Source organism: Streptomyces sp. ADI95-17 (assembly GCF_003846175.1).
Lineage (GTDB): Bacteria > Actinomycetota > Actinomycetes > Streptomycetales > Streptomycetaceae > Streptomyces > Streptomyces sanglieri.
In genome coordinates, this window is the sequence record NZ_ML123044.1 from 189,319 (window position 1) to 210,598 (window position 21,280).

Sequence of the window (21,280 nt, forward strand, 5' to 3'; positions counted from 1 at the left end):
AGACCAGCGGAGCACCGGCCGAGATGGCCATGTCCATGATCTTGTGGATCTTCGTGGCGTGGGCCTCGCCCAGCGCACCGCCGAAGATCCGGAAGTCGTGGGCGTACACGAAGACCGTGCGGCCGTCGACCGTGCCCCAGCCGGTGACGACGCCGTCGGTGTACGGCTTCTTCTCCTCCAGGCCGAACCCCGTCGCCCGGTGCCGACGCAGCTGCTCGACCTCCTGGAACGAACCCTCGTCCAGGAGCAGCGCGATGCGCTCACGCGCCGTCAGCTTGCCCTTGGCGTGCTGCGCCTCGGTCGCCCGGTCACTCGGTCCGCGACGGGCCTGCTCGCGCAGTGCCAGCAGTTCGGCCACCCGGCCACGGGTGTCGCTCGGCTCGCCCGGAGTTTCGTCCACAACGGTCATGTACCGACCCTACGAAGCCGGGCAAGTAAACCCTGCCGTCGACTCCGTACAGTCTCCTGACCGGTTTCCTGGCGGAGCCCGACAGAATCCGGAGGGCATGCAGGCGAAGTACCAGCCAGTACCGGGCAGTCTTTGTGCGAGTCCGACAAAGGCTCACTGTGGTCTGCTGCACACTCCGGTCAGCCTCGGGGTGTGGGCCGGTTGGGCGTTCTGGACCCGCTGGACGTCGTCCAGCCGGTCCCGCACCGGGGCCCCGGGGTGGGCCATGGTCAGCAGCACCGCCTCGTAGAAGGCGTCCCGCACGGCGGCGGGCATCACGTCCGAGGCGTCCAGACAGAGCGGCACCCGCTGGTCGGTGAGACGGCCGCTGATCTGCTTCTCGACCGTACCCTTCCGGGCCGGCACGTCGGATTCCGGCGAGAATACCCCGGCCCTGCGGCCCCACTCCTCCTGGGCCGGGCGCGAGGTGAGCCGGGTGAGCAGGTCGCGGGCCGGTGCGGAGCCGCTGAAGAGCGCGGCGAAGTCGGCGGACACCTCGCGGCCCTTGATCGTCGGGCCGGAGGGCAGCAGCGGCGCGGAGTCCGTGAAGGCGGCCTGTGCGCTGCGCGCCCCGTAGAAGGAGCGGGCGAAGGAGCCCTGGTGCTCCAGGTCGCAGCCGCCTTCGAAGAGCAGTCCGTGGCCGCCGGGCCGGCCCCGGTGGTCGCGGCGCATCGACCGGCCGTCGGCCTCGGGGTCCTGGGCCAGCAGTCCGGCCCACAGGCTCCAGGCGTTGACCACCGGGGCGTCCGTCCACTTCAGGGCCCCGGTCGCCCATCGCTCGTACAGCACCGGGCCCGCCGTCTGCAGGATCAGGTCCTCGATCCAGTCGCTGCCCGGCCAGCCCGAGGCTCCGTCGTCGCCCATGCCGATGCACCAGGAGGCCAGCGGGGCGGGGTGGGCGGGCGGCGGGCGGTCCTTGCGGTACCAGACGATGCTCTTGAGGTCGGCCTTGAGCGGCACCCACAGGTCGGCCTCTATGCCCCTGGCCTCCGGCTGCCAGGGCCTGCCGTACTTCGCGGCGGCGCCCTTCGCGCCCAGCGGGTGCAGCCGCCGCTCCGCGGCGTACTCGACGAGGTCCCCGACGCCCGGCAGGATCGCGATGTCGGGCGGGTTGCCCGCCTGCACCGCGGCGAGCAGGACCTCCCGGCTGGCGGCGGTGCCCTGGTAGGTGTACGGGGTGCCCAGGGTGTCCAGGACCGCCTTGAACTGCTTCTCCTGGTCGTCGGTCCACGGCCCGAGGATCGTCACCCTCGGCTGTTCGTCGCCGCCGCCGGGTGCGGCGAGCCCGCAGCCCGCTGCGGCCAGCGCCAGACACAGCAGAAGCAGAACGGCCCGGGCGGACACCCTCATCCGGTCCTCCAGTAGTCGGCGTTCAGGTGCCGGCCGATGCCGACGGCGGGCAGCAGCACGATCAGGGCGGCGGCCGTGAGCGCCCCGTAGTACATGCCGCTCTGCCAGCCCCGGGCGGCCAGCCCGGCACGCACCCTGGTCCCCGTGTCGGTGACGGCCTGCTGGGATCCGGCCAGATCGGCGTGGTGCCCGGCCTGCTGTTCGATCCGGACCAGACCGTCGCGGGCCGCGCCCAGCCGGTCCTGGGTCTCGCTCGTCGCGATCAGCGGGCCCGTCGCCAGGAAGACGACGGCCAGCAGCGAGACCAGCAGGCAGAGGTCGAGGCTGTGTCCGCAGCGGGTGCGCAGCACCCACAGCGCGGAGAGGGTGATCAGGACCATGGCCAGCAGGCCGAGTTCGGCGACCACCCAGCCCGACCACTGCACGGGGCTCATCGTGCTGAGGGTGTCGACCCTGGCCATCTGGTGCCCCTGGAGGACATCCAGCCGCGGCACCACCCCGGTGCCCTCGCGGGTGAGCAGTGTCTCGGCCTCCGCGAACTTCTCCCGCTGCATCAGCGGGTCCGTCACGTACTTCACCGCGCCGGGGGTGATGGAGCTGCTGTACGAGGTGAGCACCCCGTTCACCGTTTCGAGCACCCCGCGGCCGCGGTCACCGTCGATCTGTACGTCGGAGAGCCGGGACAGGCCCTGGTCGGCGGCGGCGAGCTGGTTCTCGTACCGCGCGCCGGCGCCGACCACATCGGCGATGCCGCTGTCCAAGGATGCCCTGGCCTCCTTGTGGGCGCGCAGCAGGGCGAGCTGGGTGGCGGCCACTCCCTGCACGGCCGGGGCGCCGCGGGTGCGCAGCTCGCCCGCCGAGATCTGGACCTCGCGGTACGAGACGAGCAGGGCGCTCATCGAGACCAGGGCGGCCACCAGCATCGCGGCCAGGTGGCGCTCCAGCAGCCGCCGGGTCCGGGACCGGTAGGTGTTCCGGTCCGATCGGGCCGGTCCTGGGCTCACAGCCGCCTCCCGCAGTCGATGCAGAACCCGGCCGCGGGCCCGGCCGGGTGGTCGCAGTCCGGGCAGCGGATCTCCGGGCCGGACACCGGGAGTCCGGGCAGTTCCACCGGGTGCCCGGAGGTGATGTTCAGCAGCCCCTGACGGACGGTGCCCGGGTCGACGGCCGGCCCGACGCTGACCCGTCCCTGCGGGCCGTCCACGATCCGGGCGACCTTGCGGACCTCGTCCAGCACCCAGTCGGCGGCGATCTCGGTGGCGAGCCGGACGGCGAGTCCGAGCTGCGCCTCGGCCCGCTCGCGGCGGTCCAGGTCGAGGGCGGTGTACCCGTGGTTGAGGGCGGTCCGCATCTGGGTGGAGACGTTCATGGTGTGGATGTCGCGGCCGGCCGCGCCGGAGATGCGTGCGGTGTCCGCGGCGGTGCCCGACGGCAGCCAGCGGACCACGACCGGTTCGACGGCACCGCCGACGGCGACCTCGGCGAGCTGGAGGGGCACGCCCAGCGGGTCGTTGCTCGCGTCGGCCCGCAGGGTGAGGAGGTAGTCGCGGGACTCCGGCTGCCACTGGTGGGTGCGGAACTCCAGCCGGTGCGGCTCGTCCCGGAACCGGTCCGGCTCCAGCCGCTGCTGGTGCGGCGCGGTCTCGGTCAGCGTCACTTCCCGCACCGCCGGGCGCACGGTCACCTCGATGGGGAGTTCGGGGCTGTGGACCCTGCGGAGCCGGGCCAGGGCGGTCGCCATGGCGGGGGCGAAGTCGTCGGGCGAGGAGGCGGCGGTGCCGTGCAGCCGTTTCGCGACGGCGAGCAGCGGGACCGGGTCCCAGCCCGCTCCGGGTGCGATGACGTCGGCGGTGAACGTGCCTTCGCTGCGGGCGAGTTCGAGGCTCAGGGCGCTGTCCGGGCGGGCCGTGTCGTCGCCGTCGCCCCGGCTGCCGCCGTCGGTGACGAGGATCAGGTGCCGTACGGGGAGGGCGCGTTCGGCGAAGAGCTCGCGTGCTGCGGCCAGCCAGGTGGTGTATCCGGCCGGGGCCCGCCCCTCGGCGGACGCGGCGATCCGGCCGACGCTGAACGCGGCCTGGAGCCGGTCGTCGGGGCCGGCCAGCGCCCACCGCCCGCGCAGCGGGTAGCACTGCCCCCCGCCGCCGCCCAGCACGGTGTACGAGAGCCCGTCGGGCAGTGCGCCCACCGTCCCGGCCAGCGCGGCGACGGCCGCGTCACGGCGTTCGGCGGTCACGTCCACCGCGACGACCAGCGCGATGTCGACGGCCGGCACCCGGTCGCGGGGCCCGGCGGCGGACGCCCGGACCCGCACATGGGCGTCGATCCGGGCGTCCTGGTCCGGCCGCTGCTTCTTCGCGACCTGGACGGTGAGGTTGATCCCGAGTCCGGGCGTCGCGGCGGTGCGGCCCATCAGCTGCCTCCGGGGGTACGGCGTCGGGGCGGGAACCAGAAGCGGGTCTGTGGGCGGACGGCGTGCGAGAGGTCGATGAGCTTCTCGTGGTCGGCGGTGTCCCGGCACTGCCGGGCCATCCAGCGGTAGCAGCGCGCCAGTTCCTCCCGTACGGCCCGCTCCCCGGGCACCGGGGCCGGGGGCAGTCCGCGGCGCCACCAGCGGTCGTCGGGGGGTGGTTCGCCGGCCGCGGCCCGGACCGCGTCGAGCTTCCATTCGTACAGTTCGGTGCGGAGCAGCCGGGCCGATTCGTCGCCCGTGACCACGGACGCCGGATGCCGTCCGGGTCCGCCCTCGCGCAGCGGCACCGCGGCGAGCACGGCGTCGATCCGCCGCGTCCCGGGCAGCGGCCGCCCGCCCGCCGCGAGCCGGGCCGCCCGGATGCGCAGCGCGGCGATCCGGGCGACGGTGTGGTCCCGCGACTCGTCGGGCACCAGGTCCAGGACCTCGGCCGCGGTGTCCCGGTCGCCGCGTTCCAGGGCCAGCCTGGCCAGGCCCAGCGCGGCGCCGACGTGGGAGGGGTTGCGGGCGTGCACGGCCCGGAAGAGTTCGTACGCCGACGGGATCGGACCGGCCGGGCGGTCCGGGCCGAGCTGCTCCGCGACATAGGCCAGGGCCAGCTTCGCGGCGTACTCGCCGGGCAGCGCGCGGTGGACGGCGGCGAAGTGCTCCAGGGCGGCCTCCAGCAGCTGGCGCCGGTCGTCCAGCACCTCCGCGCTGCGCAGCGCGACCAGTCCCCAGTGCCAGCTGAGCCGCCACTGCCGCACCGGGCCGGGGCCGGGAATGGCGTTCGCGGCCTCCACCTGTTCGCGCGCCCGGGCCAGCGCCTCGCCGCCTTCCCGGCCGAGCAGCAGCCGGGCGTTGTGCAGGCAGATCTCCACCGAGCGTTCGCCCTCGGCGGGCTGGGCCAGCAGCCGGCCGGGGTCGTAGCTGCTGACCAGGAAGCGGGCGGCCTCCGGGTCTCCCGGGTAGGGCCGGGGCACCGGCAGCCGCCGGGCGATCTCGGTGGGGGTGGGGAGCCCGGTGTCCAGGGCGGGTGCTTCGGGTGTCCGGTCGCGGCGGTGCGGGGTGCGGTCCAGCCAGTGCGCGTAGTCGGGTACGGAGCCCAGCCGTGCGCCGAGCAGTTCGGTGGACGGGGTGAAGTAGGCGGAGGGTTCGGTGCGGTCCCGTTTGCCGCGCAGCGCCCGGATCTCGCGCAGCACTCCGCGCAGCTGGCCCGCCATCTCCTCGGCGTCGGCGAACCGGCGTTCCGGGTCCTGGTCCGTCGCCCGCTCCACCACCAGCCGGAAGGAGCTGGTGCCGAGGCCGGGCACGTCGTCGCCGACCGCCCAGCCCGCCAGTTCGGCCAGGGTCGCGCCGACCGTGTGGATGTCGTGGGCGACGGTCAGCGGGCTGCCGCTGACCATCTCGGGCGCGGCGTACCTGGGGGTGATGACGGGCGGCGGTTCGGTGGACCCCTGTTTGCGGACGCCGCCGAGGTCGATGACCTTCACGCCGTCGTGCTGGTGGACGACGTTGGAGGGTTTCATGTCCCCGTACAGGAATCCCATGCCGTGCAGGTGGGCGAGGGCTTCGAGGATCTGGCAGCCGTAGGTGATGACGTGCTCGATGTCGAGGACGAAGTTGCCCTGCCGGGTCGCCTCGACGACGGCGGACAGGGTCCGGTCGCCGACGTCCTGCATCACGATGTAGCCGCCGGAGACCGTGCCGTCGGCGCTGCCGGTGCTGACGAAGTCCCGGATCTGGACGATGCGTTCGTGCCGGATGGCGACGAGGCTGCGGCGCTCCTCGGCGGCCTGGACGGCGCCGCGTTCCGCGTACCGGTTCAGCATTCCCTTCACGGCGACGAGGTCTTCGAGGTGGGTGTCGCGGGCGAGGTAGACCCAGCCCTGGCCGCCGTGGGCGATGGGCCCGAGGATGCGGTACTGGTCCTGGAGCAGCGGCCCGTCCCGGTCGAGTTCGGGGCGGTAGGAGTACGGGGCGCCGCATCGGGGGCAGTGGCCCTCCTCGGGCGGCGGGGCGGCGGTGAACGGGGCGACGAAGTAGGTGGCGCAGGACTTGGACGAGCAGCTCATCCGGACGTGTGCCCTGGTGACGGCGGCGCCCAGCCGCTGGTCGGGGGTGCTCGGGTCGAGCTGCGGCAGTTCCAGCAGTCCTCCGGGGCCGCACAGGTCGGGGGAGGCGGGCAGCGGCGGCAGTCCCGGGCCGTCCTCCGAGCGCCCGCAGGTGTCGCAGTGGCCGGTGGGCCGCACGGCTCCTTCGCAGGGGGCTCCGGTGAACCGGCGGTGCGGGCAGGGGATCCTCATCGGCGGCCGGTCCGGCCCTGCTCGCCGCGCGGTCCGGGTACGTCCGCCCGGCCGTGCCGTTCCAGTTCCGCCCGGAGTTCACGCAGCAGGGCGCGCAGGGCGTCGAGCCGGTCGCGCGGGTCGTCCACGGTGCGCAGTTGCGCCAGCCGCCGCCGGTGGCGGGCCGCCTCGGTGCGCGGCAGCGGGCCCAGGGAGGCCGATTCCACCAGGCCGCTCAGTCCGGCCCATTCCCTCTCGATGTCCTCGACGCGGCGGACCAGTTCGGCGGCCCGCTCGTCGAGGGCCGGTAAGAGCAACTGCCGTGCCACCTCCGTCACTTCGTCGCCGCTGCTGTCCCGCACGACGACGAGCAGCCGGAAGCCGAGCGTCCGTACCCGGGCGAGCAGGGGCACCAGCCGGTGCGGCTGCGGGTCCTCGTCGAGGCCGATCACGGCGAGGGTGGGTCCGGCGCCGCCGGCCGCGCCGCCCGTCGGCCGTTCAGGCGGGGTGCCGCCTGCGAGCAGCCAGTCGCGGTAGGCGCGGGCCTGGTGTCGGGGCGGGCGCAGCCGGGTCACCAGTTCGGCGACGAAGTGATCAGGGGTGGTGCGGCCGCCCCGGTAGACGAGGTGGGCGCGGTGCAGATGGTGTCTGAGGGTGCGGTCGCGGCCGCCGCCGTGCGGTACGACGCTGAAGCGCACCGCGGGTTCCTCGCCCCCGGCGAACCATCGCCGCAGCCGCCGGTCCAGCCCCTGGTCCCAGCCGTCCGGCCCGCTCAACTCGGAGACCAGCGGGACGAGTTCGGCGATCCGGTCGACCGGGATCATGTACGAGAACGCCAGGTCGTTGTCGGCGGGCAGCGCCAGATCGAGGTCGCCGCGCCAGCTGACCACCATCCCGACGACCCGCTCGGGCGATCCGGCCGCCCCGCCGCGCACCTGCACGGCGGCTCCGCTGAACCCCGGTTTCACCACCTGCTCGTTGCGTCCGGCGTCGAGCTGAATCCAGGCGCCGTGCGCCCCGCTGATCCGCCCGGTCAGCCACATCCCGTCGGCGAAGGAGCGCGCGTACCCGCCGATCCACACCTCACGGCCGCGCTCCAGGCTCCGGTCGAGCGTCGCGGGGGTGGCGTGCGGGCGCGGGCTGTCCAGGGCGAGTACGGCGATGTCCTCGCGGGTGGCGCCGAGACCGGGCAGCCAGCCGCCCTCGGCCACCCGTGCCCCGACCGGGGCGATGGCGGGGTTCTCGGCGAACTCCACCCACACCCGGGCGTCCGCCTCCCCCACCACGTGCGCACAGGTGAGTGCCCGGTCCTGGGTGAGCAGCACACCGGCACCGCAGACCGGCCCGTCCGCGGCGCCCCGCCGCAGCCGCAGCCGCCAGTCCGCCCTCAACTCCCCCATGCCGCAAGAGAATACGCGCGTGGCGGGGGCGGATCCCAGTCCTCGGACACACTCCGGTCACTCAATGTCCATCCGGCATCGCGGAGCGGGGCCCCGCCGCACGCGCGATGCGGGACGGGCCGGCCCTCGGGCTCACCCGTCCCGCATCGCGTCGCGTCGTGTCAGCCGCCGCAGTGGAAGCGGGCGTCACCCCAGTCCGCGTGGTCGTTGCCGTTGCCGTCGCCGCCGTCACCGACGACCAGCTCGACGTACTTGGCTCCGGTGACGTCCGCCGTCAGCGACCAGGCGCTGTCGGCCGCCTTCAGCACGGGCGACTTCACCTTCTCTGCGCCGTCGGCCGTGACGGAGAACTGCACGCTTCCGGCGCTCTTCTGCACGTCGTCCACACCGACCTGGGCGGTGAACGAGGTGCACTTCCCGCCCAGGTAGTAGCGGACCTTCGCCGGTGCGTGGCTGCCGAGGCCCTTGGTGTAGACGGTGCCTCCGACGGTCAGCGGGGAGCCGTCGCCGGTCCCGGTCTCTCCGTTGGAGAGGTCCTTCTCGACCGGGCCCCAGCCGTTCTCGGAGGCCGTCCAGTCCAGGTCGCTGGCCCAGCTGTCGGTGGTGGGCGGCGGCGGCAGGGTCCGTACGGAGGTCTGCGCGCCGAGCGTGCGCTGTGCGCCGCCGACCGTGTACTTCGCCTGGGAACTCAGGCCGTACGTCTGGTACTTGGCGTCCACCGGAGGGGTGACCCGCCAGCTGCCGGTGACCTCGGTGCCCGCCGGGACCGAGTCGAAGGAGACGGCGCCGGTGGGCTCGGACTGCCAGCCCTCGGGGACGGTGAGGCCCAGTGCGACACCGGTCGCCGCCGTCGCCTCGTAGTTGGTGAACGAGACCTTGACGGTGTTGGCGGTGCCCGGCTCCAGGGTCTCGGCGGCCGGTTCGACGCCGAGGGTGCCGCAGGCGGCCTGCTCGGAGTCGGGGGCCGGGCCGAGGTCGGTCACGGTGAAGGAGTCGAGCACGAAGTCGGCGCCGTCGGGGGCGTCGTCGCGCTTGCGCAGCCCGGTCCAGGTGTCGCCGCAGCCCGCGGTGACGGTCTCGGCGAAGTGGCCGGTGGTGCGCTGCTGTCCGATGGCGGTGGTCCGGGTCTCGACCGAGTCGGGCTTGCCGTCGGCGGTGATCCGGTCGTAGCCGTCGACCCACTCGTAGGCGCCCGCGTGGCTGGACTGGTAGTCGTACTCGACCTTGTAGCGGTGCCCGTCGGTCATCGGCACGGTCCACGGGGCGGTGCGGTAGACGAGTCCGGAGTTCTCTTCGTGGGACTTGAGGGACTCCTTGCCGCCGATCACGTCGTCGATCAGCTTTCCGTTCCAGCCGGCCTGGGTGTACGGGGCGTGCAGCTGGGAGATGACGGTGCGGGGGTCGGTGGAGCCGCCCGCGTCGCCCTTGAGGAAGGGGCCCCAGCCCTGGTCGACGGCCTCGAAGTCCTCGTAGGAGACGGTGTTCTTCTTCGTCGCCGGGGCGCCCGCGACGATGCGTACGTCATCGGCCCGGACGCTCGCGGTGCTGCCTCCGGCCGCCTCGACGCGCAGGGTGGTGCGGCCGTTCGCGGGGGCGGTGAAGTTCACCTTGGCCCGCTGGAAGTACGTGCCGTGCCGCTCGGAGGCGGCGACCTGGTCCTTGGCGGTGGAGCGGTCCACGGCCACGGACGTCCCGCCGGCCGAGAGCGTGGTGTGCCGGGTCCTTCCGGGCTGGACCTCGATGAGCGCGGACGCGGTGTAGCGCTGTCCGGGCCGCAGTCCGTCGATGCGCTGCGAGATCGCCGCCGTGCCGCTACCGGAGAGCCGGGCGGCGTTGAGGCCGCCCGCGTCGGTCTCGCGGGCGACCGTACCGGTCTTCGACCAGGCGGTCAGCCCCTTGTCGTTGAAGCCCGGGTCGTCGACCGGGGTGCCCTCGCCCCACTTGGGGTCGGCGGCCTTCGGGGCCTGCTTCGGGTAGAGGACGTACGGCGTGCCGGCCTTGGCGGTCAGCGTGATCTTCCCGCCGGACGGCTTGACGGTGCCGGTCTCGACCCGTCCGTTGTCGGTGAGCTCGTAGACGGTGTACGCGCCGTTCGAGGGCACCGCCCAGCTGCTCGTACCGCCGGACTTGCTGTAGTGGTAGAGCTTCTTCCCGCCGTCCCACGGCAGCAGGTAGTCGGTGCCGCTGAGGACCTTGCGGCCGTGGTCGTAGAACGTCCGCCTGCCGTCCTCGACCGTGCCGCGGACACCGCCGGTGAGGGTGATGTCGTTGCCGTCCCAGCGGGTGATCTGCTGCTGCTGGAGGTACTTGGCGGGCAGGTTGCGCTGCCAGATGTTGTCGTAGAAGGCGTTCCAGTCGGTCTCGCCGGTCCAGCCCTCGAACTCCTCGATGGCGGTCTGGCCGAGGACCGGGTCGTTGTTCCAGACGTCCTTCTCGCCGTTGCGGATGAACCGGATGATCTTCGAGTTGAGGCCCTTGTTGGTGGCGCCGCCGTAGTCGAGGTCATTGGCCCAGTGCGACCAGAGCGAGCCGCGCTCGAACTTGTCGGCCCACTCGGTGGCGACGTTCCAGCCCTGCTGCTGCACGGACCGCAGGGTCTTGTCCGCGATCCAGCCGTGCGAGTAGTAGACGTCGATGTAGAGCAGGCTGAGATTGGGGTCCGTCTCGTCGCGCAGCTGCTGGAAGCGCTTGGCCAGGTCACCGCTGTTGATGTCGCGGCGCTGGTCGATGTAGTAGCTCTGGCCCAGCCAGTTCCAGCCCGGCTTGGTCTTGTCGACGAGCTTCTCGTCGAAGGCCTTGGCCTCCGGGTACGCCTCGGTGGCGTTGACGTGGACGCCGAAGGTGGCGCCCCACTTCTTGCCGTCCTTCAGGAGCTCGTTGAGGTCCTTCAGCCCGCCGGCCCGCTTGTTGTAGTCGCCGCCGTAGTCGGGGTGGGCGGAGTCGTGGCCCTCGGAGGCGTACCCCTTGAGGAGCGCCATCTGCCCGAGGCCGTCGGTGGCCAGGGAGATCCGCTTGACGTCGTCGAGGGTGCGCAGGAAGGGGTGGGTGGCCTGGCTGGCGAAGTTGAACGGGATGTGGGTGACGACCCGGTCCGGGGTGTCCTTGCTGCCGGGCGCCCGGACCCCGATGGTGCGGAACGCGACTGCGCCGTCCTGCCAGTCGACCGCCTTGTCGCCGTTGGCGTCGGGGGTGACGACGACCTTCGCCCAGGGGAGGTTGCTCCCGCTCTCCGGCTTCGGTGCCCCGTCGCCCCGGTAGGTCCACTGGCCGGACCAGACGCCGACCCGGACGCCGCCGTCGTCGTCCTTGCGGGCCTGGTGCCAGAACCGGGCGTCGTCGCCGCCGGTGGCGCCGGACGGCTTGTCGTACGAGGAGTTGGACTCCACGGCCGCGGCGAGCGAACCGGTGTTGACGATCGCGTACGAGGCACCGACCGGCGCCTTGTCTGCGGCGGTGTCCGCGGTGACCTTCGCGAAGACGTCGGCGGTCTTCGTCGAGTCGTTGTCCAGCCGGGTGAAGGCGGTGGCCCCGCCGGTGTCCGCGGAGCCGACGGAGACCAGGTCGTGGCCCGGGATGTCGATGGTGCCGACGCGGAACGCCTCGGTGTCGCGGACCGCCGTCACCTTGAAGGTGGTGGCGCGTCCGGAGACGGAGAGCGAGGCGTCGATCTCGATGCCGGGCAGGTCGGTGAAGGTCAGCGTGTAGCGGGCGGCCGAGGCGGTGACCACGGGGGCGCCCTTGAGCTTCACCGGGTGCGCGGTGCCGTTGAGGGTCACTGCGGTGACCGGTTGGGTGCTGCCGAACAGTCGGCTGCCGGTGGCCCGGTCGGTGTACGCGAGAACGCGCGGGAAGTCGTCGGCGACGGCGACGGAGAGCTGCGCGGACCCGATGACGGTGGCGCCCGCGGGTACGGACGGCCCGACCGCGGCGGGCGAGGGAGCGGCGGCAGTGGCGGGGAGCGCGGTCCCCACCAGTGCCAGGACGGCGGCTGAGGCGGCGGCGACAGCGCCCGCCGAAGTGAATCTTCGCGACATGTGCTCTGAGTAGTCCCCGTGACCGGACACCGTCAACGACCTGCGACGACTCGGAGCGCTCCAGTCCAACAACCGCGTCGCGTAAGTCCAAGTGGACGGCAAGTGACCTGCCGGGTACGGCAGCCGGACGGCCGCTCCGCCGGGAAGGCCCCGGAACCCGTTGTCCGGCGACGCCCCGGGCGGCTCAGTCCAGGCCGCGGGCGTGCCTGAACCGTGCCAGGCCGTCCGCGAGGTCGACCAGCGGCTCCGGGTAGTCCAGGTGTGCCCGTTCGCGCTCGGGCAGCCGCCACGGTTCATGGATGCGGTTGTTCGCCACGTCCCGCAGTTCCGGCACCCATCGGCGTACGTACGCTCCCTGCGGGTCGAAGCGTTTGCCCTGGACGACCGGGTTGAGCACCCGGTTGGGACGGGTGTCGGTGCCGGTTCCGGCGACCCACTGCCAGTTGAGCTGGTTGTTGACGATGTCGCCGTCCACGAGAAGGCCGAGGAAGTGCCGGGCGCCGATCCGCCAGTCCACGTAGAGGGTCTTGGCCAGGAAGCCGGCCGCCAGCAGGCGCGCCCGGTTGTGCATCCAGCCCTCGTACCGGAGTTGGCGCATCGCCGCGTCGACGACCGGATATCCGGTGCGGCCCTCGCGCCAGGCGGCGATGTCCTCGGCCGCCTCGTCCTCGGTCCGCCACCGGTCGTGCCGCGTGCGGTAGTCCTGGACGGACGCCGCCGGGCGTGCCGCCAGTACCTGGTGGTGGAAGTCGCGCCAGCACAACTGGCGCACGAACGCGTCGGCCCCGGGGCCGCCGTGCGTGCGGGCCCGCTGGACGAGTTCCACCGGCGAGAGCGCCCCGAAGTGCAGATACGGGGACAGCCGCGAGGTCGCGTCGCCCGCCAGGTCGTCGTGGCGGTCCTCGTACCCGGACAGATCCCTGCGCGCCCATCGGGCGAACCGCTCCCGCCCCCGCGTCTCCCCTCCGGCCGGAAGACCGGGAGAGACACCTGACAGCCCGTCACGGGACGGCAGCGGTTCGCCGCGCACCGAGTCCGGGACGCGCACGGTGCGTGGCGCCGGGCAGGGATTCCTCAGCCGCTCCTGCGACCAGCGGCGGAAGTAGGGGGTGAACACGGCGTAGTGGTCGGAGCCGGCCGGGGTGACCGTCCCCGCGCCGACGGCGTTGACCACACCGTCGTGCACGCGCAGCGCCACGTCGTGGCCGGCGAGGGCGTCACGCAGCCGCTCCTCCCGGCGCTGGGCGAATCCGGTGACGCCGGCGGACATGTGCACCTCGGCGGCACGGCACTCCGCGGCGAGCGAACGGACCTCCCGGACGACCGGCCCCGTGCGCACCACCAGCCGGCCGCCGCGTCGGCGCAGCGAGGCGTCGAGGTCGGTCAGGCACTCCGAGAGGAAGGCGTTGCGGTTGGGCGCGTCGAAGCCGGCCGCGTGCACACCCGGATCGCGTACGAACAGCGGCACCACCTCGTCCGCCGCCGCGAGTGCGGCGCGCAGCGGGGGATGGTCGTGCAGCCGCAGGTCCGAGGTGAACAGGACGACCGCGACGGTCATGGCGTCACTCCTGGTGTCATGAGGTGGTGCCGATCGGCGCCGGGCCCTGCCGGCCGGCTCATCGCCGGGGGCTCCGGGCGTGGTCGCCGTGCGACGAGCCCCGGTGCGCGCTCATGCCCTTGGCGGCGGCCTGGGTGATGTTACGGGCCATGCCGCCGAAGACCACGGAATGAAAGGGCGAAACGGACCACCAGTAGGCGTGGCCCAGCAGACCGCGAGGGTGGAACAACGCTCGCTGCCGGTAGCGGGTACGGCCCTCGGAGTCCGTCTCGGCATACATCTCCAGCCATGCCAGGCCCGGCAGCCGCATCTCCGCCCGCAGCCGCAGCAGCCGTCCGGGCTCGATCTCCTCGACCCGCCAGAAGTCCAGTGAGTCCCCGACCCGCAGGTGCTCGGCGTCGCGCCGTCCGCGGCGGAGCCCGACGCCGCCGACGAAACGGTCCAGCCACCCCCTGACCGCCCAGGCGAGCGGAAAGGAGTACCAGCCGTTGTCGCCGCCGATCCCCTCGATCACCTTCCACAGCGCCGTCCGGGACGCGTCGACCGACAGCTGCCGTTCGTCCTGGTAGAGGCTGCCTCCGGCCCAGTCCGGGTCCGTGGGCAACGGATCGCTGGGCGCCCCCGGCAGGGCGGCGGACGACCAGCGGGTGGCGACCTGGGCCTCCCGCACCCGCCGCAGTGCCAGGGCCAGTGCCTCGTCGAACGGCAGCGGCAGGCCCGGAGGGTCGGGCACGTACCGGGCGATGTCGTGCTCCTGGCAGACGACCTCGTGACGCAGCGACTCCGTCAACGGGCGGGCCAGGGCGGCGGGCACCGGGGTGACCAGGCCGACCCAGTGGCTGGACAGCCTCGGCGTGAGCACCGGAACCGGCACGATGAGTCGCCTGGGCAGTCCGGCGACGACGGCGTAACGGCACATCATCTCCCGGTACGTGAGGACATCGGGCCCGCCGATGTCGAACGCCCGGTCGACGTCGTCCGGCATGGTGGCCGAGCCGACGAGATAGCGCAGGACATCGCGTACCCCGATGGGCTGGGTGCGGGTGTGCACCCAGCTGGGGGTGACCATGACCGGCAGCCGCTCGGTCAGATAGCGCAGCATCTCGAACGAGGCCGACCCCGAGCCGATGACGACCGCCGCGCGCAGCACGGTGGCGGGCACCGGTGCGTCGAGGAAGATCCGTCCGACCTCGGCCCGGGAGCGCAGATGCGGGGAGAGCGACTTCTCGGGCACATTCGGTGGGGTGAGCCCGCCCAGGTAGACGATCCGCCGCACGCCGGCGGCGTGCGCCTGTTCGGCGAAGACCCGGGCCGCACGCCGGTCGGTGTCCTCGAACGCGGAGCCGGTTCCGAGGGCGTGCACCAGGTAGTACGCGACGTCGATGCCGCGCATGGCCGCGGCGACCGAGTCCGTGTCCGTCACGTCGCCCTGTACCGTCTCGACGTCACCCGCCCAGGGATGGTCACGGAGTTTGCGGGGGGTGCGGGCCAGACAGCGCACCCGGTGGCCCGCCCGCAGCAGTTCCGGGACGAGACGCCCGCCGATGTACCCGGACGCCCCGGTGACCAGGCAGTGCAGCCCTGCCGTGTCCCTCCGCTCGTTCGTGCCCACGATCGTTCCTCCAGGTGCTCGCTCCGACCGCCCCCATGTCTCGCCCCGATCATGGCCTCCCTGGTGGGACCGCGCCCGGCACGGCGGACGGACTCGCACGTCATGGACCGCAATGCCGGACGGCTGATCGCCGCGGAAGGGGTGCTAGCTCCTTTCCGGCCCCGATCCGCCGGACAGGCCCCGGCCGTCTGCCGCTCCGGTGTTCTGGCGGGCCAGCACCAGCACGCTCAGGCCGAACATCAGGACGCCCAGCGGGACATGGACCGACGGGACGTGCGCGATGCCGAGCACCACCTGCGCCGAGGCGAGGACGAGGAAGCCGGACGCGTACGCGATGGGCCGGGGCGAGCCGCCGCCCGGCCGCCAGGCCAGCACGGCGGCGAGCAGGTACAGCATCGAGGCCCCGTACATCACGCGCGCCCCGACGCCGTGCAGCAGTTCACCGTGCGACGAGGACAGCAGCACCCCGGCGCTGACCGCCTGGAGGAAGATCGTCAGGGTCTGCAACGCGACCGCCACCCGCAGGAACCGGGCACCGCGCGGTGCCGAGGCCGCCGTCGCCGCTGTCGTCGTTGTCGCTGTCGTCGTCGTGGTGGTCGTCCGCGTGGCCATGATGCCGTCCCCTTGTCCGCCCGGAAGCAGTGGATCGATAAGGTCTCACCAGCCCGACGAAGCAGCACCGCGAAATGCAAGGCGAGAGCGGCGGGCCGGGGGGAAGTGGTCATGGCCGGGGTCGCACCGGAGTGGGGCGTGGCGGAGGTCGCCGGTGAACGGCGTCAACTGATCAACATCGCCTACCGGTTGCTCGGCACGCTGGCCGAGGCCGAGGACGCCGTGCAGGAGGCGTACGCCCGCTGGTACGCGCGGCCGCGGAGCCAACGGGAGGCCGTCGTCTCTCCCGGTGCCTGGCTGACGACGGTGACCGGGCGCATCTGTCTGGACGTGCTCGGCTCGGCACGGGCCCGGCGCGAACGCTATGTCGGCGCCTGGCTGCCCGAGCCGCTGCCCGACCGCGGGGAGTGGGCCGGCGGAGGCGGCGACGCCGCCGACCCGGCCGACCGGATCACTCTGGACGAGTCGGTGACCATGGCCTTCCTCGTCGTCCTGGAATCGATGACGCCCGCCGAGCGGGTCGCCTTCGTGCTGCACGACGTGTTCCGTTACTCCTTCCCGGAGATCGCCGGGATCGTCGGCCGTACCCCGGGCGCCTGCCGGGAGCTGGCGAGTTCGGCCCGGCGGCGGGTACGCGCCGAGCGCGCCCCGGTGGGCGCGGCGGCGGCACAGGCCGAGGTGGTGCGGCACGTGAAGGAGGCGTGGGAGGCCAAGGACATCACGGCTCTCGTCGGCATCCTGGACCCCGACGCCGTGATGACCGCCGACGGCGGCGGCCTGGTCGGCACCGTGCTGCGCCCGGTCGAGGGCGGCGCGCGCATCGCCCAGTACATGATCGCGATCGCCGACAGGGCGCCCGGGCTGCGGCTCCTGGAACGTACGGTGGCAGGTGCGCCCGGCCTGGTCGCCCAGCACGCGGGCGTCACCGTCACCGTGGCCGCGTTCGACGCCTCCGACGGCCGCGCCACCCGGATCTGGGTGGTCCGCAACCCGGAGAAGCTGCGCCTGTGGACGCCGGGCGAGTGAACGTCCTCACCAGCGCAGAGCCGTGAAATCGATCGGCCGGGGCCGCAGAAGCCCCGTACGTTCCGCCAGCGCCTCCAGCCGCCGGGACATCTCGTCGACGTCCAGCCGGCGCCGGTCGCCGTGCCCCGGCAGCACCCATTCGAACCGCAGCTTCCCCGCCGTCCGCGCCAGCGAGGCGGCCAGCTCCTCGATGGAGTACCAGGTCACGCTCTCCGCGACTTCGAGGTCCTCGGTCGTACGCGACCAGTAGAAGCTGTCGCCGCTGAAGCAGTACCGGTCGTCCGCCAGGTAGAGCACGCTGCCCCGGGTGTGACCGGGCAGCGGATGAGCGGTGACGCCCTCGCCGATCTCCACCGGATCGAGCCCCCGGATCACCTGGTCCGCGTCCGGGACCGCGTCGAGGTCGCCCTCGTGGATCCACAGCCTGGCACCGAAGTGGTCGGCGTAGCGGCGCCCGTGCGCGACGTGGTCGCGGTGGGTGAGCAGTACGTCGGTGACGGGCCCGGTGGCCGACACGTACCGCTCGGCGAGTCCGGGGCTCCAGCGCGGGGTGTCGATCATCATGACCGTGCCGGACGGCCGCCGGAGCAGATAGGAGTTGGCACCGGCGGTGTGCGTGGAGTTGTGCCCGCACACCAGCACACCGTCGTCCAGCGCCATCGGGAACGGGTCGAGCGCCGGGTCCGGCTGTCCGGACGCCGGCCGGATCGAGCGGGTGTGGCAGGCGAAGACGGCGGCGTGTAAGCGCCGGTTCTCCGCCTCGTCGTCCGGCTGCCGCAGGATCCGCGACGTCCCGCTCTCCTCGATGATCAGCTCGGGCGCGAACTGTCGGGCGACGTCGCAGTTGGTGCAGCGGTCGTCCACGTACCAGCCGTCCACGGCAGGGCTCCTTCTTCTCCACGGGAAACGACCCCGTCGAGGGCCGCAGTTCCAGGGATAGCCCATGTGCCGCCGGAATCGGTAGACCGCACCGGCACCCCGAACTCGCACCACACCACCTTTCCCGGGTGCCGCTCCCCCACCCCCACTTGTCGGCGAGCGCCGCCACCAGCCGCAGCCCCGGCCCCCTTTCGGTCTGTCGAGTTGTGAAGACTTCCCGTTTCTGAGAGCGCTCTCAGTCATAAGTCTTGACGCCGGATGCGGCCCTCACGAGAGTGGTTGACCCCCCACACACCTCGGGAGTCCTCTCGTGATTTCGCGCAGACTGTTCCTGACGGGCGCCGCCGCCACCGCGACCGCCCTCACCTACCCGGCCTGGGGCAGCGCCCTCAGCCCGAGCGCCTCCGCCGCCCCCGCAACCTGTGAACTCGCCCTGGAGAACCGCTCGTTGCCGGGCAAGGTCAACGCCTATGTCACCGGCCATGAGCAGGGCACCGACCGCTGGGTCCTGCTGCGGGCCGACGGCAGCGTCTACCACCCCGACTCCCCCGCCGCCCCGCAGACCCCGCTACCGGTCGACTGCGCCATCCCCCTGAACGCGGCGGGCGGCGTTCCGGTGGTCCTGACACTCCCCCAGATGTACGGCGCCCGCGTCTACTTCGTACGCGACGACACGCTCACGTTCTATCTCAACCCCGGCCCCGCCCTGGTCGAGCCGGCGTTCGCGACGTCCACCGACGCCAACTACGGCCGTACGTGGTCCTTCTGCGAGTTCACCTTCAACCCGCAACAGCTGTACGCGAACATCAGCTACGTCGACCTGGTCACCGCACTGCCGATCGGCCTGACCCTGGCCGGCGACGCGACGCACACCGTGGCGCCGCTCCCGGACGGCGCGGTGCAGCGGATCGCGGACGGCCTCACCGCCCAGGCCGCCGCCGACGGCCAGCCGTGGGACAAGCTGGTGATCCGCGGCGCGGACGGCAACGTACTGCGGGTGATCTCGCCGCAGAACCTGATGGCGCCGTTCTTCGACCGCCCGGACGAGATGCCGTTCCGGGACGTGTTCACGTCGTACATCGACCGGGTCTGGGAGAAGTACCGCTCCACCGACCTGCGCATCGACCTCCAGGGCGGCCGGGGAGCACGCACCGGCCGGGTCAGTGGCGACCTCCTGACCTTCGAGGGCGGGCACACCTTCACCAAGCCCGTCTCCAAGGACGTCTTCACCTGCAACCACGGCCCGTTCGCCAACAACCCGGGCGACCCGGACGACAAGAAGGCCCTCCTGGCCCGCCTGGCCTCCGGCTTCAACCGCTCCCTGATGCTCACCCACCCCGACCAGCCGAACGGTACCTCGACCGCCGACTACTACCAGGACCCGGCCACCAACCACTGGTCCCGCGTCGTCCACGCCAACACCCCGATCGGCTACGCCTTCCCCTACGACGACGTCCGCCCCGACGGCGAACCCGACGTCTCGGGCGCCGCCAACGACGGCAACCCGCGCCTCTTCACGGTGACCGTGGGGGCCTGAGCCGGGCGCACAGGTGGTCACGCCCATGCAGGTCGCCCGTCCACACCGAGACGCCAGCGGCGTGGGCGGGCAGACAGTCCACGTCATTGGTCCGACTCGTCCACCCTGAGTCCGGGCTGCGTGACACCAGTCGTCGAACCTGACGGTCAGCCTGACATCGTCGCTCCCGTGGAGGTCGGCCAGGGTGACCATGACGGACCAGATGGGCCCCACTGCTGGCCGGGCACGGCATCGCGACGGCCAAGGCGCTCGACACGAAACATCCTTCGGGGAAGTGCCCACTGGCTCGTACTGCGATGCGACCGGCTGCCCGCAGAGATCGATGAACTCCTGGGGAGGGCGGCAAAGCCGCCGGACAAGCTGCGGATAAAAGCGTCGGGAAAAGGATACTCTTCGTCCCATTCGATTCGCTTGATCTCCACCCAGCTGACCCAGCTCACGCCCATCCCAGCTGTTGTCTCCGCGAGCAATGACCACCGAGGCGAGCTGACCTTTTCGTAGAAGCCGAAAGGACAACGAAAGGCATCATAGGCACCTCGCCGCCCTCAGGCTTTCACCGGCGATCTATCCAGCAGGTGAAAGCCTGAGGTCAGGCCGTCGCGCAGCCCTGCTTCGCTGAGTGCTGGGGCAAATTGACAATTACCAGACTTCCGGCTCCTGCCATTGAACGCACATCGGGCGTCTCCCTCCGGAAGAAAGGAATTCCTTAGCAGCCTGACGCACCAGAGCAAGGGGAATTTCTGCGGTGGCGGGAAACTCGGTTGGATTCTCAACCACAAAGTAGGAAACCTCCGCTCCGCCACTTCCCGAAGATCCGAGTGAGACAAAGTTCTTCTCGTCCATGAAGCTCAGAACGCCTACCTGCCGCTCCCCGTCGGCGCCAACCATGAACTCATGATCAGGAAATCCTGATGGCAGAAGCTCACGCTCCGAGCTGTGCAGAACAGCCAAGTTCTCGAACTCAGGGCCGTTAGCGAGAGCGTCGATCAGCGCGTCGACGTCTTCAGGGGTTCGAACTACCAACGGTTCGTCTGCATGCTGTTCGCGATAGTACGCCTGAACCCTGTCATGCGTCACTTTCCACCCATCCCTGCATGGCCATTTCCGTACGTTCACGAGCTTTAGCCACCTTGCCCGTTCGGCCAGTGTACTGTTAGTTCTCTTTGCCCAGCATGGTGTTGAGTACTTGATCACAACCCATCGGCTGCCTGCATGGGCCTGAAGGTTGTCGATGATGAACTCGGCCTTTTTCATGTCATCCCGAATCATGATGGCAGCAAATTTCTGTTCAGCATCGCTAGCACGGGCCGAGGTTGACACACCCCTAGTGATCCCTGCCTCTCTGAGTCTCTCATTGGCGATTTTTAGCAACTCCTTGTCGAGCACCTTGATTCCGCTTTGGACGGCGTAGATCTGTCCGTCAGCGGCAACACCAAGTCCGGACGTTCCTGAAGGGATTTAACTTGACCACGTCCTTCAGAGACTTCACCGTTGCCCGCGTCGTCCTGGGTGAAGTTGAGGTCCTGCAGCATGTACGGGTGGGTCTGGTCCGTGACGTGGCTGCGGGTGAGACGGCCCGTGCCTGCCTCGTACTTGTTGGTGATGTAGGCGTTCTTGGCACCTGCACCGAGGGTGAGCTGTTCGGTCTGGCCGAGGGCGGAGTAGGAGACGCCCGCGAGGTAGGTGTTCGTGCCGGCGAGTTCGGTGGGCAGGCCGACGGAGTTGTACCTGATTCCGACGATCTCCTTGGGAAGTCCGCCGGCTCCTGGATCCTTGGTGTTACTGAGACTGCCGTCGACGAAGTAGTCCGCGCCGAACGTGAGCGTGGACTGCACCGCCCCGGAGGTAACCAGCGGGTCGTCGCTGGGCGGCACGACTTCACTGCTGATGGCGCGGCCAAGGGTGTCATAGGCCGTGACCTGCTTGGTGTAGGCCTTGCCGGCGGTGCCGCCGACATAGCGGGTCGAAGCGGTGGGCTTGCCCTTGAGGAGCGTGTCGTAACTCCAGTGGGCGATCTTGTCTGCATCCGTCTTCGATGCCTGCCACAGATCGGTCTTGCGGCCGATCTCGTCGTAGCCGTAGAGCGGCCT

The 21,280-nt window shown here is 71.5% G+C and carries 14 protein-coding genes and 2 pseudogenes; 2 read left to right on the forward strand and 14 right to left on the reverse strand.

What is annotated here, in order from left to right; all coding sequences use genetic code 11:
- From EES42_RS00850 to EES42_RS00895, 10 genes are all read right to left on the reverse strand, one after another.
- The coding region (locus tag EES42_RS00850; protein ID WP_277426092.1) for a carboxyl transferase domain-containing protein at positions 1-409 on the reverse strand (409 nt) is incomplete at its 3' end.
- Between the two features lie 153 nt (positions 410-562).
- Positions 563-1,798 (reverse strand): type 2 periplasmic-binding domain-containing protein, encoded by a 1,236-nt coding sequence (locus EES42_RS00855; protein WP_124716176.1) that lies wholly within the window; start codon positions 1,796-1,798, stop codon positions 563-565.
- A complete protein-coding gene (locus EES42_RS00860) occupies positions 1,795-2,802 on the reverse strand; it encodes a hypothetical protein (RefSeq protein WP_241196184.1) in 1,008 nt (335 codons plus the stop codon). Before EES42_RS00860 ends, EES42_RS00855 begins: the two co-directional genes overlap by 4 nt.
- Complete coding sequence (locus EES42_RS00865; RefSeq protein ID WP_124717329.1) at positions 2,799-4,208, reverse strand: vWA domain-containing protein; 1,410 nt, start codon at positions 4,206-4,208, stop codon at positions 2,799-2,801. The genes EES42_RS00860 and EES42_RS00865 overlap by 4 nt, the downstream gene beginning before the upstream one ends.
- Positions 4,208-6,553 carry a serine/threonine protein kinase gene (locus EES42_RS00870; protein WP_124716177.1) on the reverse strand — a complete coding sequence of 782 codons (2,346 nt, stop codon included), beginning with the start codon at positions 6,551-6,553 and terminating at the stop codon, positions 4,208-4,210. The genes EES42_RS00865 and EES42_RS00870 overlap by 1 nt, the downstream gene beginning before the upstream one ends.
- Positions 6,550-7,932, reverse strand: coding sequence for a S1 family peptidase (locus tag EES42_RS00875; RefSeq protein WP_164495139.1), 1,383 nt, complete (start codon positions 7,930-7,932; stop codon positions 6,550-6,552). Before EES42_RS00875 ends, EES42_RS00870 begins: the two co-directional genes overlap by 4 nt.
- 161 nt (positions 7,933-8,093) lie before the next feature.
- Positions 8,094-11,966 carry an endo-alpha-N-acetylgalactosaminidase family protein gene (locus EES42_RS00880; protein WP_124716178.1) on the reverse strand — a complete coding sequence of 1,291 codons (3,873 nt, stop codon included), beginning with the start codon at positions 11,964-11,966 and terminating at the stop codon, positions 8,094-8,096.
- 184 nt (positions 11,967-12,150) lie between these two features.
- Positions 12,151-13,524 carry a cryptochrome/photolyase family protein gene (locus tag EES42_RS00885; RefSeq protein ID WP_124716179.1) on the reverse strand — a complete coding sequence of 458 codons (1,374 nt, stop codon included), beginning with the start codon at positions 13,522-13,524 and terminating at the stop codon, positions 12,151-12,153.
- A 58-nt stretch (positions 13,525-13,582) separates the two neighbouring features.
- Positions 13,583-15,136 (reverse strand): SDR family oxidoreductase, encoded by a 1,554-nt coding sequence (locus tag EES42_RS00890; protein ID WP_124716180.1) that lies wholly within the window; start codon positions 15,134-15,136, stop codon positions 13,583-13,585.
- Positions 15,137-15,280: 144 nt separating this feature from the next.
- The gene (locus EES42_RS00895; protein WP_241196185.1) at positions 15,281-15,748 is read right to left on the reverse strand and encodes a hypothetical protein; all 468 of its coding nucleotides are present in this window, start codon (positions 15,746-15,748) and stop codon (positions 15,281-15,283) included.
- A gap of 111 nt (positions 15,749-15,859) precedes the next feature.
- Here EES42_RS00895 and sigJ point away from each other — a divergent pair, with 111 nt between their 5' ends.
- Positions 15,860-16,774 (forward strand): RNA polymerase sigma factor SigJ, encoded by a 915-nt coding sequence (sigJ, locus tag EES42_RS00900; protein ID WP_124716181.1) that lies wholly within the window; start codon positions 15,860-15,862, stop codon positions 16,772-16,774.
- 6 nt (positions 16,775-16,780) lie between these two features.
- Here sigJ and EES42_RS00905 read toward each other — a convergent pair whose 3' ends face one another.
- Both EES42_RS00905 and EES42_RS45910 read right to left on the reverse strand, forming a co-directional pair.
- Positions 16,781-17,653 (reverse strand): MBL fold metallo-hydrolase, encoded by an 873-nt coding sequence (locus EES42_RS00905; protein WP_124716182.1) that lies wholly within the window; start codon positions 17,651-17,653, stop codon positions 16,781-16,783.
- Positions 17,584-17,846: pseudogene (locus EES42_RS45910) on the reverse strand (hypothetical protein); the annotation flags it as partial. The pseudogene EES42_RS45910 and the gene EES42_RS00905, both read right to left, overlap by 70 nt.
- Positions 17,847-17,963: 117 nt before the next feature.
- Between EES42_RS45910 and EES42_RS00915 the strand changes: the two are divergent.
- Positions 17,964-19,190 (forward strand): glycoside hydrolase family 64 protein, encoded by a 1,227-nt coding sequence (locus EES42_RS00915; RefSeq protein WP_124716183.1) that lies wholly within the window; start codon positions 17,964-17,966, stop codon positions 19,188-19,190.
- Positions 19,191-19,829: 639 nt separating this feature from the next.
- Here the strand turns inward: EES42_RS00915 and EES42_RS00920 are convergent.
- The gene (locus tag EES42_RS00920) at positions 19,830-20,576 is read right to left on the reverse strand and encodes an Imm1 family immunity protein (RefSeq protein WP_124716184.1); all 747 of its coding nucleotides are present in this window, start codon (positions 20,574-20,576) and stop codon (positions 19,830-19,832) included.
- Positions 20,555-21,280 (reverse strand): annotated as a pseudogene (locus EES42_RS00925) (RHS repeat-associated core domain-containing protein); the annotation flags it as partial. The pseudogene EES42_RS00925 and the gene EES42_RS00920, both read right to left, overlap by 22 nt.